The organism is Stenotrophomonas sp. 82F1 (assembly GCF_056861525.1).
Map to the genome: position 1 here is coordinate 60,892 of NZ_JBSPUD010000016.1, position 15,853 is coordinate 76,744.

The following is a 15,853-nucleotide window of genomic DNA, read 5'->3' on the forward strand; positions in this document are numbered from 1 at the left end:
CCCTCCGTACGGATGCATGCCATGACTTCCCCCAACACCACTCCACATCGTTTCCGTCATCGCCTGGCGATGGCTGGCGTGTCGATCCTCGCTGCCGCCGTTCTGGCTGCCTGCAGCGGTGGCCATGCCGAAGAAGCTGGCGCACCGCCCCCGCCGCAGGTCAGCGCTGCCCCTGTACTGCTCAAGCAGATCAGCCAGTGGGATGAATTCAGCGGTCGCGTCGAGGCCGTACAGAGCGTCGAACTGCGCCCGCGCGTGTCCGGCTACATCGACAAGGTCAATTATGTGGAAGGCGAAGAAGTGAAGAAGGGCGCCGTCCTGTTCACCATCGATGCCCGCAGCTACCAGGCCGAGTACGATCGCGCCAACGCCGAACTGGCCCGTGCCCGCACCCAGGCGGTGCTTGCCCGCAGCGAGTCCGAGCGTGCCAAGCGCCTGGCCGAGCAGCAGGCGATCTCCACCGAAACGGCCGAACAGCGTCGCGCGGCCGCCGACCAGTCCGGTGCGGCAGTGCAGGCTGCGCAGGCCGCGCTGGATGCAGCCCGCCTCAACCTTGAGTTCACCAAGGTGCGTGCGCCGATCGACGGCCGTGCCGGTCGCGCGATGGTCACCGCCGGCAACCTGGTCACCGCCGGTGACAGTGCCAGCGTGCTGACCACGCTGGTCTCGCTGGATACGGTGTTCGTCTATTTCGATGCCGACGAAAGCACCTTCCTGCGGTACGCGCAGATGGCACGCAAGGGCGAGCGCCCGAGCGAGCGCGACAGCGAGCTGCCGGTGAAGGTCGGCCTGTCCGGTGAAGATGGCTACCCGCACACGGGCAAGGTCGACTTCCTCGACAACCAGGTGACCCGCAGCACCGGCACCATCCGCGTGCGCGCGCTGCTGGACAACGCCGATCGCCAGTTCACCCCGGGCCTGTTCGCCCGCGTGCAGCTGCTCGGCAGCGGCCAGTTCCAGGCGATGCTGATCGACGACAAGGCCGTGCTGACCGACCAGGACCGCAAGTACGTCTACGTGGTCGACAAGGATGGCAAGGCCCAGCGCCGCGACATCCAGCTTGGCCGCACCGCCGAAGGCCTGCGCATTGTCGAGAAGGGTCTGGCCGCCGGTGACAAGGTGATCATCGATGGCGTGCAGAAGGTCTTCATGCCCGGTATGCCGGTGCAGGCGAAGGCGGTGGCGATGCAGCCCACCGCTGCGCCGGCGCCGGGTCGCGATGCAACTGCCGCACTGAACCACTGATCCGCGTCCCCGCTTAGCTGCCGGTGCCAGCGGCAGCCGTCACTGTCTTCGCCAGATTGGCGAGGGGCAGGGCGGCTGTTGCCCGCCGACGGCCTTTTCCAGGAATTCTTCCATGGACTTTTCCCGTTTCTTCATCGACAGGCCGATCTTCGCGGCGGTGCTGTCGATCGTGATCTTCGCCGCCGGCCTGATCTCGATTCCGATGCTGCCCATCGGTGAGTACCCCGAAGTAGTGCCGCCGTCGGTGGTCGTACGCACGGTGTATCCCGGCGCCAACCCCAAGGTGATCGCCGAAACCGTGGCCACCCCGCTGGAGGAGGCCATCAACGGCGTCGAGGGCATGATCTACCTCAAGTCGGTGGCCGGCTCTGACGGCGTGCTGCAGATGACCATCACCTTCCGCCCGGGCACCGACCCGGACGAAGCGGCGGTGAAGGTGCAGAACCGCGTCGCCCAGGCCCAGGCGCGACTGCCCGAGGACGTGCGCCGGCAAGGCGTGACCACCCAGAAGCAGTCGCCCACCTTCCTGATGGTGGTGCACCTGACCTCGCCCAACGGCAAGTACGACACCCTGTACCTGCGCAACTACGCCCGCCTGCACGTCAAGGACGCGCTGGCACGTATCCAGGGCGTGGGCGATGCGCAGATCTTCGGCGGTGGCGACTACGCCATGCGCGCCTGGCTGGACCCGGACAAGGTGGCCGCGCGCGGCCTGACCGCCAGCGATGTGGTGCGCGCCATGCGCGAGCAGAACGTGCAGGTCTCGGCCGGCCAGCTCGGCGCCGAGCCGATGCCCAACAGCCAGTTCCTGACCCTGATCAACGCCCAGGGCCGCCTGCGCAGCGAGCAGGAGTTCGGCGACATCGTGCTCAAGAGCGGCGCCGACGGTGAAGTGGTGCGGTTGTCGGACGTGGCCCGGGTTGAACTGGGTGCCGGCGACTACACCCTGCGCTCGCAGCTGGACGGCAAGAACGCGGTGGGTATCGGTATCTTCCAGGCCCCCGGCGCCAACGCGCTGGAGATCCGCGATGCGGTGATGGCCAGCATGGACGAGATGCAGAAGACCATGCCGGCCGACGTGAAGTACGAGGCGGTGTATGACACCACCATCTTCGTGCGCGACTCGATCAAGGCGGTGGTCTCGACCCTGCTGGAAGCCATCGCGCTGGTGGTGCTGGTGGTGATCCTGTTCCTGCAGACCTGGCGTGCCTCGATCATCCCGCTCATCGCAGTGCCGGTGTCGATCGTCGGTACGTTCGGCGCGCTGTACCTGCTGGGCTTCTCGATCAACACGCTGAGCCTGTTCGGCCTGGTGCTGGCGATCGGCATCGTGGTCGATGACGCGATCGTGGTGGTGGAAAACGTTGAACGCAACATCGAGGAAGGCCTGACCCCGCTGGCCGCTGCGCATCAGGCGATGCGCGAAGTGTCCGGGCCGATCATCGCCATCGCGCTGGTGCTGTGTGCAGTGTTCGTGCCGATGGCGTTTCTGTCGGGCGTCACCGGTCAGTTCTACAAGCAGTTCGCGGTCACCATCGCCATTTCCACGGTGATCTCGGCGATCAACTCGCTGACCCTGTCGCCGGCCCTGGCGGCCCGCCTGCTCAAGCCGCATGGCGCGCCGAAGGATGCCCCGACCCGCATCATCGACCGTCTGTTCGGCTGGGTGTTCCGTCCGTTCAACCGCTTCTTCAAGTCCAGCTCGGAAAAGTACGAGCGTGGCGTGTCGAAGATCCTCGGCCGTCGTGGTGCGGTGTTCGTGGTGTACGCGGTGCTGCTGGTCGGTACCGGCTTCATCTTCAAGCTGGTGCCGCCGGGCTTCATTCCGACCCAGGACAAGCTGTACCTGATTGCCGGTGTGAAGCTGCCGGAGGGGTCGTCGATCGCGCGTACCGATGAAATGCTGCGCAAGGTCGCCAAGATCGCCCAGGAAACCGACGGTGTGGCCCACACCATCTCGTTCCCGGGCCTGAACGCCCTGCAGTTCACCAACACGCCCAACACCGGTGTCGCGTTCATTCCGCTCAAGCCGTTCAGCGAGCGCCATGGCCGTACCGCCGCGCAGATCAATGCCGAGATCAACCAGAAGATCGCAGGCCTGCAGGAAGGGTTTGCCTTCGCCATGATGCCGCCGCCGATCCTTGGCCTCGGTAACGGCAACGGCTACCAGATGTTCATCCAGGACCGTGGCAACCTCGGCTATGGCGCGTTGCAGAACGCGGTGCAGTCGATGCAGGGTGCGGTTGCGCAGACCCCGGGCATGGCCTTCCCGATCACCAGCTACCAGGCCAACGTGCCGCAGCTGGATGCCGAGGTGGACCGTGTCAAGGCCAAGGCCCAGGGCGTACAGCTGACCGAGTTGTTCGACACGCTGCAGACCTACCTGGGTTCGGCCTACGTCAACGACTTCAACCAGTTCGGGCGTACCTGGCAGGTGATCGCACAGGCCGATGGCCAGTTCCGTGACAGCGTCGAGGACATCGGCAAGCTGCGCACCCGCAATGACCGTGGCGAGATGGTGCCGATCGGCTCGATGGTCACCGTCAAGGAAACCTACGGTCCGGACCCGGTGCTGCGCTTCAACGGCTACCCGGCCGCTGACCTGGCCGGTGAAGCCGACCCGCGTGTGCTGTCCTCGGCCGAAGCGATGAACAACCTCACCGCCATCGCCGCCAAGGTGCTGCCGGTGGGCATGGCGACCGAATGGACCGACCTGAGCTACCAGCAGGCGACCCAGGGCAAGGCGGCCTTCATCGTGTTCCCGGTGGCGATCATGCTGGCGTTCCTGGTGCTGGCCGCGCTGTACGAAAGCTGGTCGCTGCCGCTGGCGGTGATCCTGATCGTGCCGATGACCCTGCTGTCCGCGCTGTTCGGTGTGTGGATGACCGGCGGCGACAACAACGTGTTCGTGCAGGTCGGCCTGGTGGTGCTGATGGGCCTGGCGTGCAAGAACGCGATCCTGATCGTCGAGTTCGCCAGAGAGCTGGAGATGGGCGGCAAGGGCATCGTCGAAGCGGCACTGGAAGCCTGCCGGCTGCGTCTGCGCCCGATCGTGATGACCTCCATCGCCTTCATCGCCGGCACCGTGCCGCTGGTGCTGTCGCATGGTGCTGGCGCCGAAGTGCGCTCGGTGACCGGTATCACCGTGTTCGCCGGCATGCTGGGCGTGACCCTGTTCGGCCTGTTCCTGACCCCGGTGTTCTACGTGGCACTGCGCAAGTTCGTCACCCGCAATGGTGGTGGCCAGCTGGTGCAGCACGGCGAGCCGACCATCCACCACTGACATGGAAAACAGCGGCGCCGGCAACCACCGGCGCCCGCTTCCCCTTACCAAGGCAATGAATCCATGAACACCCATCAGAACAAGATCGCGCTGGTCACCGGCGCAACCCGCGGCATCGGCCTGGAAACCGTGCGTCAGCTGGCGCAGGCCGGCGTGCACACGCTGCTGGCCGGGCGCAAGCGCGAGACCGCCGTCGAGCTGGCACTGAAGCTGCAGGCCGAGGGCCTGCCGGTGGAGGCGCTGCAGCTGGACGTCAACGACGGCGCCAGCATCGCCGAGGCGGTCGAGCAGGTGCGCCAGCGCCATGGCCGTCTGGACATCCTGGTCAACAACGCCGGCATCATGATCGAGAACCCGGCACAGTTGCCGTCGGAGCAGTCGCTGGACACCTGGCGTCGTACCTTCGATACCAACGTGTACGCGCTGGTGGCGGTGACCCAGGCCTTCCTGCCGCTGATCAAGCAGGCCAAGTCCGGCCGCATCGTCAACGTCTCCAGCATGCTCGGCTCGCAGACGCTGCATGCCGACCCGACCTCGGGCATCTACGACTTCAAGATCCCGGCGTACAACGCGTCCAAGGCCGCGGTGAACAGCTGGACCCTGGCCCTGGCCCATGAGCTGCGCAATACGCCGATCAAGGTCAACACCGTGCACCCCGGCTACGTGAAAACCGATATGAACGGTGGCAACGGCGAGATCGAAATCGCCGAGGGCGCACGCTCCAGCGTGCAGATGTCGCTGATCGGCGAGTCCGGCGCCAGCGGCAGCTTCACTTACCTGGGCGAGGTGCTGCCATGGTGATCCGCACCCTGGCGATGGCCGTCTCCAGCCTGGTGCTGGCGGGCTGTGTCAGCGTCGGCCCCAACTACAAAGCACCGGTGCAGGAGCCCGTCATCCTGCAGGGCGCGCAGCAGCCGGTGTTCAGCACCACCTCGCCGGTGGCCAGCTGGTGGGCGCAGTTCGATGATCCGGTGCTTGAAGAACTGGTGCACGGCGCGTTGTCGGACAACCTGGACCTGCGCGTGGCTGTGGCCCGCGTCAGCCAGGCCCGTGCCGTGTTCGTCGAGAGCCGCTTCGACCAGGCACCGCACGTTACCGCCGGCGGCAGCTACGATCGCCGCAAGCAACCGGATCCGCAGCTGGGTGGGCAGCGGGTGTTCAGTGAAAGCTACCAGCTCGGCTTCGATGCGGGCTGGGAGCTGGATCTGTTCGGCCGCAAGCGCCGCGCGGCAGAGGCTGCGCGTGCCGACCTGGACGCCGAGCAGGCCAACCTTGCCGACGCGCAGGTGCTGATCGCTGCCGAAGTGGCACGCAACTACTTCGAGTTGCGTGGCACCCAGAAGCGCATCGCGGTGGCCCAGCGCACCCTGGTCAACCTGCGCGATACGCAGCGGCTGACCGAAGCACGCTGGGAACTGGGTGCCGGCAGCGAGCTGGACGTGCAGAGCAGCCGCGCACGCTTGAAGGCCATCGAAGCCGACATCCCGCTGCTGGAAGTGGCCGAGACGCAGTCGCGCAACCGGCTTGCCGTCCTGCTTGGGCAGCGCCCGGAAGTGCTGACGGCCATGCTGGCACCGCACGAAGTACCGGCGTTTGCCAAGGCATTGCCGCTGGGCGATACCCGCGAACTGCTGCGTCAGCGTGCCGACGTGCGGGTGGCCGAGCGTCGCCTGGCTGCCGCCACCGCGCGTGTCGGTGTTGCCACCGCCGATCTGTTCCCGCGGCTGTCGCTGTCTGGTTTCGTCGGCTTCCTCGGTGGCGATGCCAGTGGCCTGGTCAACGGCAACAACAAGGCCTGGTCGCTGACTCCGTCGCTGAGCTGGGCGGCATTCGACTTCGGTACGGTCAAGGCACGCCTGCGTGCCAGCAAGGCCGAGGCCGAGGGCGTGGCCGCGCAGTACGAACAGGCGGTGCTGCTGGCGCTGGAAGACACCGAAAACGCGTTGACCCGCTACTCCAAGCAGCAGGCGCGGCTGGCCATCGTGGTCGAGCAGGCGCAGGCGGCGCGACGTGCCGAATCGCTGGCGCAGATCCGCTACCGCGAGGGCTCGGAAGACTTCCTGACCCTGCTTGACGCGCAGCGCACGCAACTGGTGGCCGATGATGCACTGGCGGCCGCCGAATCGGAGGTCAACGTCAGCGTGGTGGGCGTGTACAAGGCACTGGGTGGCTGGGGCCAGTCACCACAGGCGCCGAGCGTGGCCCAGGCGCGCTGATCGGCAGGGGACGGGAGCATCAGCTTCCGTCCCTTTTTTCGCTACGGCCAGAGGTTGGCCGGGGCATCGGGGTCGCGCATGCGCACGATGCAGAAACGATGACCGGTGGGCGCTTCCATCACCCACCAGCGTTTGACGAAACCGACCCGGCGCGCACCGAGCGTTTCCAGCCGTTCGGCTTCGGCGTCGATGTCGTCGCTTTCGATATCCAGGTGCACCCGCGACGGGTGATCGACCCGCTGCACCTCCACGTTCAAGCCTGCCGGCGCACCTGTCAGGTCGGCGTACTCGGCGTCGCCTTCGCCACGGGCGGGCCCAGCCTGCAGGCCCAGCGCTGCGGCCCAGAAGCGGGCACTGTCTGCGGCAGGCGTGTCCTGGCAATCGATGATGAATCCGGCCAGTCGGCTGCGATGGGTCATGTGCCGTCTCCGCTCAATGAGGGTGCTGGCAGGGTAGCGCGTGTGCCGCCGCGCGCGTTCTCGCCGCCATGACGTTTCTGACTCTGCCGGAAGTGCCGCCCACCGTGTAACTAGTGGGGGAAACACGGGAGGACAGGACATGAGCGAACAGAAGCAATCGGCCCAACGGACGCTGCTTGGCGATCCCGGCTTGCCGGGGGCCGGGCTGTCGGTGGCCGTGGTGGTGGTGCTGGTACTGGCGGCAATGGCTGCGGTGATCGGCTTCCTGCGCCTGCCCGATTCCATGCTGGGGGTCGGCCTTGTCGGCATTGCGGTGTTCCTCGCCGTCGGCGCACGCATCTGCCAGGCGCGCGACCAGCACCAGGCGTTGTACCGCCTGCTGGGCAAGCGCCCCCCGCCGTAGCGAGGGCCGCTGCAGTGCTCAGGGCTTCGGCCAGTCCAGCTCAACCACCAGCGGGAAGTGGTCGGAGGGCAGCACGCCGTCGATGCGGCGGTCATCGGTGAGGAAGCTGCGCGCGTGGAAGCCGCGCACCAGCACCCAGTCCAGCTCGGCGGTCGCCGTGCCGGTGAAGTTGTGGAAGGTCAGGCGCGGACCCTGCGGCGACTTGACCTGGCGACGGGTGTCCTGCAGCACCCGGGTGAAGGCCTGATAGGTGCCGCCGCCGGGCTCGCTGTTGAAATCGCCGGTCAGCACCACCGGCAGATCGGAAGGCAGTGCGGCCACGCGCGTGGCGATCAGTTCGGCGCCCTTGATCCGCCGCGGTTCGTCTTCGTCGCGGTAGGGCAGGTGGGTGTTCATGAAGTAGAAGCGACGGCCATCATCCAGGCGGCGGAACACCGCCCAGGTGACCATGCGCGGGAACAGGTTGCCCCAGCTGATGCTGCCCGCAACGTCAGGTGTATCGGACAGCCAGAAGTTGCCGGACTGCTCCACCGCCAGCACCTTGCTGTCGTAGAACACGCCCATGTGCTCGTCGCCGCTGCCGCCGCGGCGGCCTTCGCCGAACCAGCGATAGTCGGGCAGCTGCTCGGCCAGGTAGTTGGCCTGTTCCAGCACCAGTTCCTGGGTACCGATCACGGCCGGGTGTGCCTGCTGGATCACCTTGACCATGGCATCGCGGCGATCTTCCCAGCGCTTGCCAGGGTCGGTATCGGCCGGCGTACGCACGTTGAAGGACATCACCTTCAGCGGCGCGGGCGAGGCTGCCCAGGTGACGGCAGGCAGTGCAAACGCCAGGAGTGCGCAGAGCGCGGACGTGCGGAAGCGTGACAACATCGTGGAATCCCTCCATTCCATGAAAGCGGTTTCATGGAGGATGCCATGGAAGCCAGGGGCGGCGGTATGCCGGAGCGGGCGATTTCCGTGCGCCCGCCGCAGCCACTGCTCCTGGATTCAGTCGCCGATCTCACCGCGCCGGCCGGCGGCCCGCACTGCCTGTGCGGTGGTCGCCACGCCCAGCCGCTGGCGTGCCCTGCGCAGGTGGTTTTCCACGGTGCGCGCGGACAGACCAAGGGTGGCAGCGATGTCGGCCTGGCGACGACCGGCGGCAACCCAGCGCAGGACCTCGCGCTCGCGCGCGCTGAGTGTGCCGGCAGGCACGACCGCCGGGGCGACAGAAAGCCGATGCGCCGCACGGAAGGCGGCGGTGCCGATCAGCTCCAGCAGCAACCGTGCCGATGGAGATGCGTCGATCGTGCGCCCGCCCCAGCTGACCGCCCCTTCCAGGCCGGTTGCACCGAACACCGGCACCTGCAGGCCGTGCAGTCCTTCGCCCCGCGGTTGCCGCACGACTTGGTAGCGCTCGCCGCGCACGCCTTGCTGCTTGCTCCAGAGGAAGGGCGCATCGCTGTCCAGCACATGGCGATTGACCGGGCACGCATGCAGGTAGTGCGCCATGTCAGTGCTGGCGGCCTCACCGAACCAATCGCCATCGATCCAGTACAGGCGCTGCGCGCCGCGTTCCAGATCGGTGCCGGTGGCGAACATCAGCGTGCGGTCATAGCCCAGCGGCGCGCCGGTGCTGCGCAGCAACGCGCCGACCGCCGCCAGCGAACGCGCGCGCTCCAGCACCAGCAATGACGGCACCACGCTGTCCATGTCGATCAGCGCGTGGCCAGCGCATCCAGCAGGGTGCGCGCGGCCAGCTTGCCCAGCGCATTGCCCGCCAGCGGGCTGTCGCCGGTCAGCAGCAGACGGTCCTGCATCACGCTGCCGTCGATGCCCTCGTTGACGATCTGCACGCCCTGCTGGGCCAGACGCTCACCGAAGAACCAGGGCAGTTGACCGGGCATGTAGCCGATATCCGGGGTCTGCCGATCCATTGCATCGGGGAAGGCGCAGATCCGATGGCCACGGAACAATGAACCGCCATCGGCTTCATCCACGCCCGCCGCCAGCAGCGCGGCCGGGCCGTGGCAGAGGGTGATGATGTGGCGCTGATGGTCCATCGCCCACTGCAGGGTGGCCTTCACCGCGCGACTCTCGGGCAGGCCGATCAAGGCGCCGTGACCGCCGGGGATGAACACCGCGGCATAGTCCGAGCCGGCATCGAGCGCGGCCGCCACGTCGTCCAGCTGCAGAGGCTGGCGGAAGCGCGATTCGTAGCGCTCGTACAGTCCGCCGATCTCGCGGTCCTCGCCTGGGAACGCCCACCACTCGAACTTCACCGGGTTGCCCGACAGCGTGGCCACGTCGATCCCGAAACCGGCCTTGTGCAGGTGATACATCGGCAGCAGCGTCTCCACCGGATGGTTGCCGGTCGAGAACAGATGGCCGTTGGCGGTCGGCAGATAGCGTTCGTCGGCGGCGATCATCAGCACCTTCCAGCGTCCGTCACGGCGGGCATCGGGATAGTCCGCGCCGGACAGATCGGTGGTTGCCGAAGTGAACTGGGACAGCGAGTACGGCGACGGGAAAAACGCATCGCGCTCGGCCGGATCGGGGCTGGGCTGGCGGCTGGGCTCTGAGGTGTTCATGTGGACCTCCTGCGGAAGAGAGTGGTCAGCTTAGCCAGAGCGATGCGTACGCACGATGAGGGATTTCCCCCAATGCGATCAGGCAGGCTGCGCTTGCTGAACCCGCTGATAGGCGTCGTCCAGCAGTGCCAGGAAGGCCTGTCGCTGTGCGGCATCAAGCACCACCGCGCGCTCGAATGCATCCACGCTCGCACTCCAGTCCACCAGTGTGTCGTCGTTGTAGAGGGCCTGATGCCGTTCCCATGCCCCGCCCGCCTTCAGGTACAGCCACTTGTCGAACAGGTGCAGCGAGCTGCCGTTGTCCAGTTGCAGGGGGCGGGTGGTCCTGGTGTGGGCCAGCAGGCTGCGCAGTGCAGGTGAATCGTGAAGCTGGCCTGCCCAGACGTGGTTGCCGAGATGTTGATCGGCAAAGCGCAGGATCGATTGGTGATCGTCCTCCAGCCCGGCCTCGTAGAGTGCCTGCGGCACCCGCAGGTGTCGGCGATCGAACAACCACTTCAGTACCAGCGTTGCCGCCTGCGGGGTGGTGTTGTGTTCATTGCCAGGGTCGAAATCATGATGGCCGATGAACTCGCGGTCCTCGCGCAGATTGAGCTGGATGGTGTCCACGCGCTGCCTGCGCTTGCAGAACCAGAGCTTGATTTCCACGTCCCCGGTCAGCGGCTTTTCAAAGTAGACCGTATCGCCGAATTCTTTCATCAGGCCGTTGAAATACGCCAGGCAGTCCTGGAGTGTGGCTGCAGGCTGCACGTATCCGTCCCAGAAGCCTTCGGGCTTTGGCGGATTGCCCTTGGGCCGGCGACTGAACAGGGTGGCGGACTTGAAGTGGCTCAGCAGGCTGCCACGCGCTCCGCTGGTGGGCGGATAGAAGCGATCGTTGATGATGTCGAAGGCAAAGTAGAACTCCATGTCGTGGAGCTTGTCCTTGACTGACTTCTGCCCTTGGTTCGCGCTGATCGTGGCCGGCGGCTTGCCGATACCGTGCTGTGCGAACCATGCCTGCAGATGAGCATCCGAGCCTTTGCTGCCGAGCAGTTCGACCAGTGTTGAGATATGCATTCCATTGCCTCGTTGTTGGTGGCCCGGTCGGAAAAGCGCGGGCCAGGGTTGCTGGATTTCGTGTGCTACTTCGCCGGCAGAGGATGGACCTCCATGTCCTCATGCAGGATGCGGCGAAGCTCGACGATGGCGGGCGTAGCTTCCTGCACGCTGTGACCGGACACGATCACCTTTTCCGAAACGGCATGTGGCAGGTGCGAACTCCAGTACGGCACCAGTCCATCGTCGGTCTTTTCCAGCGGACCTTCGGCCTGGGTGCGCGCGATGATCGAGTGGTAACGCACCTTCGGCGATATCGGTAGATCGGCCACGGCCTTGACGAAGGCATCGTCCTTGTCCAGGTTCTGGATGCTGTTCATCTGGTAGCCGTGCTTGTCGTCGTTGCGCTCGACCTTGCCGTCGTTTGCAAACGTTGCGACATCCTCCAGCACGGTCAGCGGCAGGCGCACGAAGCGGCCCAGCCAGCGTCCCAGGCGCGTGCCGGCGACATCGGTGCCGCGATGCGGGGTAGCGATGAACACCACCCGCGAGATTTCCGGCTCCGGCTTGAATGTCAGCACCGGTGCGCCCTTCGTACGCAGCAGTTCGCGCTGCGCCGGGGTCATCTGCGCGGTCGCCAACAGGGTATCGACCAGATGGTCGCCGGAGGAGGACACCATCAGCCGCGAAATCACCCCGCCCATGCTGTGGGCGACCACCACCATGTCGTGCGAGGCGAGCGCCTGGCCGCTCGGGTCGAAGTGCCGCAGCGTGTCGTGCAGGATCCGCCGGATCTCATCGTGGCTGAGCGCGATCGGCATGTTGGTCGGGTAGTAGAACTGCCAGATCTGGAAATCGCCGCGGATCTCATCGTCGCGCATCAGTTCGTTGGCCACGTTCACCCACGCTTCCGGGCTGCTGGCCAAGCCATGGATCATCAGCAGCACGCGGCGGTTCGGATCGTACGGCTGCATCATGAACAGGTGCGGTTTTTCGATGCCGCCCTTGCCACCGAACAATGTACGCAGCGATTGCCGGCTGAAGTTGGAGCGGGCCAGCCACAGCGCGTAGCCGGCGGTGAAGTTCGCCGCCAGCGGCACCTGCTCGCCATGCAGTTCCACCACCGCCACCTGGTAGGGGTCGTGGATCTCCAGTTCCGGCTCGTCGTCGTGCAGCACTTCCCACAGGTTCTTTCCCGAGAAGCGCAGCAGCACAGTCATCGACGGCGACGGCATCTCGCTCCAGTCGCGCTCGGTCGCCGGTGCGGTGCCTGCAGCGGCCGCCGCCAGTCCTGTGCTGGCCGGGTCGGCCATCACCGCCACGAGCTCGGCACCGAAGCCATCGCGTCGATGCACGCTGCGCAGGGTGCCGGTGAAGGACATCGATGCAGCCGGTACCAGTTCGATCGGTTCGCGCGTGTCCGCTGCCGCGCCGTCATCGGCAGGCGCCAGCACGAAGGTCCAGCGGCCCAGCTGGAACCGCCCGTTGTCGTTGCGTACCTGCTTGCTCGAGTAGGCCTCGAACAGCAGCACGGCGGATTCCTGCACGGCCAGGTTGTAGTAGTCGCGTACCTGGGTCTGGCGGTCTTCGAAGCCACGCTGGTTGGCGGTGCGTTCGGTGAAGAACAGATACGCATAGGACTGCCGTGCGATCTGCATCCACGCATCCAGGCGCGGTTGCAAGGTCGGGTCGGGCTGGGCAGCCGCGGCCTTGCTGCGCGCCACCGACGCCGATTCGCGCTTCGGCGCCGGCATCGTCATCGCGTACTGCACCCACAGCTCGGCCAGCGACGAGCGCTTGTCTTCCTCGCGGACGACGATGCTGGCCTCCATCGCCTCGATGCACGGCAGCCCCGGCTTGGCGCAGGCGCCTTCGTCCAGGCCTGCCACGCGCAGGGTCTCGGTGGTGGCCGCGCTGAGCTTGCCGCTGGTGAGGATGTCACCGCGCTTGAGCGCGATGTATTGGCCCGGCGTGACCGTGCCCACCTGCACCGATGGGCCGAACTGGCGCAGCGTCGCGCACCCGCTCAGCGTGAGCAGGGCAATGAGGATGAAGGTGGTGTGGCCGATGAAGCCGATGCCTGTTCTTGCCATGTGGACTCCCTGCGCTGGCGCCACTCTAGCGGCAGGCGTGTCAACGCGGAAGCAGGGCTCAGCTGGGTCATTGCGGGCCGACGTGTGGGGCCAGCGTCGGCGTGTGACACTGGTTCGGACATCCGACGCCGGGACGACCGATGCGATTGCTGGAAACCCGTATTCCCCCACCTCTTTTAATGCTGCTGTGCGGTCTGCTCGGTCTCGGCATCAGCCGCTGGCTGCCCGCAGCGGAATTGCCAACGCCGTGGTGGGTCGCGGTGGCAGTCATGATCGTTGGGCTGCTGATGAACCTGTTGCCCAAGTTGGCCTTCCAGCGCGCGGGTACCACGGTCAATCCGATGCAGCCGGCGTCATCCACGGCTCTGATCACCAGAGGGGTCTATCGTTATACGCGCAACCCCATGTATCTGGGGCAAGCCGCGTTCCTGCTCGGAGGCATGCTGTATCTGCAGAACCTCTTGGCACTCGCAGTGGTGCCGTTGTTTGTCCTGTACATCACGCGCTTTCAGATCCATCCGGAAGAGCGCGTTCTTGGCGAGCGTTTCGGCGCCCAGTACAACGCGTACCGGCAGCAGGCCCGGCGTTGGTTGTAGCGCCCGGGCCGGCTCTTCAGTTGATCATCGGTCCGGTCACGGATGGATCTGGCAGGTCACTGAGGCCGAATAGCCCTCGTAGTCGTCAGCGGCCCCCACATGCAAGGTGTGCGTGGCATCAACCTTCTTGAGGTAGGAGGGCGCTTCGGTCTCGGCCTCCTCGTTGACCGTCGTCACACCCCAGGATCGGGCCAAACGCTGGTGATCGACACCCTTCAGATACACATGCAGGCTCTTGTAGGGCTTGGAAATGCTCACGTCCGCGCTGGCCACGGTGCCTCCGAACAACGCCACCGGCTTGTCCTTCGGCTCGAACACGCTGCCGGGATCGCGGGTCAGTCCGGCGGCATGGAATGCCTGCTCCACCTGTGCTTCGGTGAAATCGGAGCCGGCCTTGCAGGCCAGCAGAGCTTCCAGTGCAGCGGTGCTGGAAGCAGGAGGTGCGGCAACAGCGGCGGTCGATACGGCCAGGCCCAGCAGCAGGGCGATCAGCGGGGTGTTCATTGCAGATCCTTCTGTGTGTCGAGGAAGAGCGTGGGCGCTGGAACGGAGTCCGGCAGACAGCCGGAAGTGTGGGGCAGGGCGGCGTTGTCGGCTAGGCCCCCTCGTTAGGCTGCCAGGAGGTTCCCCGATCAAGGGCATCCAAGGCCAGTTGCGCCCAGTTGCGCACCTCCTCCAGCGGATGCTGCAGCTCAGCCCGCAGGGTCGGGATGACGGTGCTGTCGCCTGATTCGCCGAGCAGTTCCAGCAGTTTTCCGCGCGAGTGACCATCGTGCACGGTCGGCAGGCGGGCTAGCAGGTGCGGTACTGCAATGGCCGCGGCCGGTCGAAGACCCCAGTAGGCGTCTTCGAAGGTTGCCGGGTCCTGATCCAGGATCTGGTCGAGCCAGCAAACAACGTCGATTCTCTCGAGATCCATGGCAGTTCCTCTTGGGGCCAAGGATTACACCATCTGCACGCCAGAGGCGTCGGTTTCCACCGTGATCATTTCCACCAGCGCCCATAGACCGTTGATCATCACGCCGATCAGGAGCCAGCCCAACAGCAGCGTGATCAGTAGTTGGCAGATCGCACGTCCGTGGTAGCCGGCGTAGAAGTTGTGGGCACCGAAAATGCCCAGGAACAGGGCGAGGAGGATGTAGATTGCCCGGTTCCTTGCGATCGGCAGGGATTGCGATACCGGTGCCGCATAGACGGTGTCGATCGGTCGCTGAATGGCCGGCGGGGCGCCTGCATCGCAGAGTGGGCAGGTCGTCGTATCGCTGCGTGCCTTGCAACTGCATTCGGAGCTGTTCATCAACGCCACGGTGCTTCTCCCTGTCGAGGCGGCAGTTCTGGACCTGATGTAGCCAACAAAAAAGCCAGACCCCAATCGACGGGAGATCTGGCTTTTCGTGCCCCGAAGGGCGGTACAAATGGTGGAGGTGGGCGGAATTGAACCGCCGTCCGAAGGCACTCCATCCCCAGCACTACATGCTTAGCTCACCGTTGAATCTCATCCCGGGACAGCACGGCGTGCAAAGCGCATCCAAGGACCAGCCTGTTGTGTTCTTGTGCCGGACTGACAGGCAGCCGCCCAGCGCGATTCCATGATAATGACTCTACGCTGCGAGCATGGACACAAGCAGTTTCGAGGCTCCGCCTAAGTCGGCAGAAGGTCACGCACCGCAGTTTTTAGGCTGCGAGGGCGACCGGAGCGTAGTTGTCGTCGTTGGCAACTAGAGTTTTGCAGCTGGATTTACGAGGAAAGCTACCCCCTCGGCATGCGCCAGGCGACTTCACAACCCCCGTCGAAACCAATGCACCCCCGGTTTCTTCAAGTACTGCAAGGTACAAGGCCTATTCCGTGTTGCCACGATCAGTACCTGCCTAACACTGCACATGCTACGCCAAAAAGCCTGAACAGTCACCCGGCCCGCCCAGCCGTTCCCACGTCAATCCGCAACATGTTGTAGAGCTTCCGTCATAGCGGATTGCTAACGTCGTT

The 15,853-nt window shown here is 65.5% G+C and carries 15 protein-coding genes and 1 other RNA gene; 6 read left to right on the forward strand and 10 right to left on the reverse strand.

Translation table 11 applies throughout. From position 1 onward, the window contains the following. Positions 1-21: 21 nt before the first annotated feature. The 4 genes from AC13GI_RS15250 to AC13GI_RS15265 all read left to right on the forward strand — a co-directional run bounded on the left by AC13GI_RS15250 (position 22) and on the right by AC13GI_RS15265 (position 6,744). Complete coding sequence (locus AC13GI_RS15250; protein ID WP_380652310.1) at positions 22-1,245, forward strand: efflux RND transporter periplasmic adaptor subunit; 1,224 nt, start codon at positions 22-24, stop codon at positions 1,243-1,245. A 112-nt stretch (positions 1,246-1,357) separates the two neighbouring features. Then, a complete protein-coding gene (locus AC13GI_RS15255; protein WP_099820165.1) occupies positions 1,358-4,528 on the forward strand; it encodes an efflux RND transporter permease subunit in 3,171 nt (1,056 codons plus the stop codon). A gap of 63 nt (positions 4,529-4,591) precedes the next feature. Further along, entirely contained in the window at positions 4,592-5,329 is a 738-nt protein-coding gene (locus tag AC13GI_RS15260) for an SDR family oxidoreductase (RefSeq protein WP_482996721.1), read from the forward strand. Beyond that, complete coding sequence (locus tag AC13GI_RS15265; RefSeq protein WP_482996722.1) at positions 5,323-6,744, forward strand: efflux transporter outer membrane subunit; 1,422 nt, start codon at positions 5,323-5,325, stop codon at positions 6,742-6,744. The genes AC13GI_RS15260 and AC13GI_RS15265 overlap by 7 nt, the downstream gene beginning before the upstream one ends. Before the next feature lie 41 nt (positions 6,745-6,785). On the opposite strand, the gene AC13GI_RS15270 is transcribed toward AC13GI_RS15265, so the two are convergent. Then, positions 6,786-7,163: a VOC family protein gene (locus AC13GI_RS15270; protein ID WP_482996723.1), complete on the reverse strand. Its 378-nt coding sequence runs from the start codon at positions 7,161-7,163 to the stop codon at positions 6,786-6,788. Positions 7,164-7,302: 139 nt separating this feature from the next. On the opposite strand from AC13GI_RS15270, the gene AC13GI_RS15275 reads away from it, so the two are divergent. Beyond that, a complete protein-coding gene (locus AC13GI_RS15275; protein WP_099820167.1) occupies positions 7,303-7,566 on the forward strand; it encodes a hypothetical protein in 264 nt (87 codons plus the stop codon). Between the two features lie 18 nt (positions 7,567-7,584). Here AC13GI_RS15275 and AC13GI_RS15280 read toward each other — a convergent pair whose 3' ends face one another. The 5 genes from AC13GI_RS15280 to AC13GI_RS15300 form a co-directional block, all read right to left on the reverse strand. Then, complete coding sequence (locus AC13GI_RS15280) at positions 7,585-8,439, reverse strand: endonuclease/exonuclease/phosphatase family protein (RefSeq protein ID WP_482996724.1); 855 nt, start codon at positions 8,437-8,439, stop codon at positions 7,585-7,587. Between the two features lie 117 nt (positions 8,440-8,556). Further along, positions 8,557-9,261, reverse strand: coding sequence for a PA1136 family autoinducer-binding transcriptional regulator (locus tag AC13GI_RS15285; RefSeq protein WP_482996725.1), 705 nt, complete (start codon positions 9,259-9,261; stop codon positions 8,557-8,559). A 5-nt stretch (positions 9,262-9,266) separates the two neighbouring features. After that, positions 9,267-10,139 (reverse strand): glyoxalase III HchA, encoded by an 873-nt coding sequence (gene hchA, locus AC13GI_RS15290; RefSeq protein WP_482996726.1) that lies wholly within the window; start codon positions 10,137-10,139, stop codon positions 9,267-9,269. 78 nt (positions 10,140-10,217) lie between these two features. Then, complete coding sequence (locus tag AC13GI_RS15295; protein ID WP_482996727.1) at positions 10,218-11,198, reverse strand: hypothetical protein; 981 nt, start codon at positions 11,196-11,198, stop codon at positions 10,218-10,220. A gap of 65 nt (positions 11,199-11,263) precedes the next feature. Then, complete coding sequence (locus AC13GI_RS15300; RefSeq protein ID WP_482996728.1) at positions 11,264-13,270, reverse strand: esterase/lipase family protein; 2,007 nt, start codon at positions 13,268-13,270, stop codon at positions 11,264-11,266. Between the two features lie 140 nt (positions 13,271-13,410). Between AC13GI_RS15300 and AC13GI_RS15305 the strand changes: the two genes are divergently transcribed. Beyond that, positions 13,411-13,866, forward strand: a complete 456-nt coding sequence (locus tag AC13GI_RS15305) for a methyltransferase family protein (RefSeq protein WP_482996729.1) — start codon at positions 13,411-13,413, stop codon at positions 13,864-13,866. A gap of 36 nt (positions 13,867-13,902) precedes the next feature. Here AC13GI_RS15305 and AC13GI_RS15310 read toward each other — a convergent pair whose 3' ends face one another. The 4 genes from AC13GI_RS15310 to ssrA form a co-directional block, all read right to left on the reverse strand. After that, positions 13,903-14,370, reverse strand: coding sequence for a hypothetical protein (locus AC13GI_RS15310; RefSeq protein WP_380652332.1), 468 nt, complete (start codon positions 14,368-14,370; stop codon positions 13,903-13,905). A gap of 91 nt (positions 14,371-14,461) precedes the next feature. Continuing rightward, positions 14,462-14,785 carry a hypothetical protein gene (locus AC13GI_RS15315; RefSeq protein WP_482996730.1) on the reverse strand — a complete coding sequence of 108 codons (324 nt, stop codon included), beginning with the start codon at positions 14,783-14,785 and terminating at the stop codon, positions 14,462-14,464. 24 nt (positions 14,786-14,809) lie between these two features. After that, positions 14,810-15,163, reverse strand: a complete 354-nt coding sequence (locus tag AC13GI_RS15320) for a TM2 domain-containing protein (protein ID WP_482996743.1) — start codon at positions 15,161-15,163, stop codon at positions 14,810-14,812. A 119-nt stretch (positions 15,164-15,282) separates the two neighbouring features. After that, positions 15,283-15,675: a transfer-messenger RNA gene (ssrA, locus tag AC13GI_RS15325) on the reverse strand. Between the last annotated feature and the right edge of the window lie 178 nt (positions 15,676-15,853).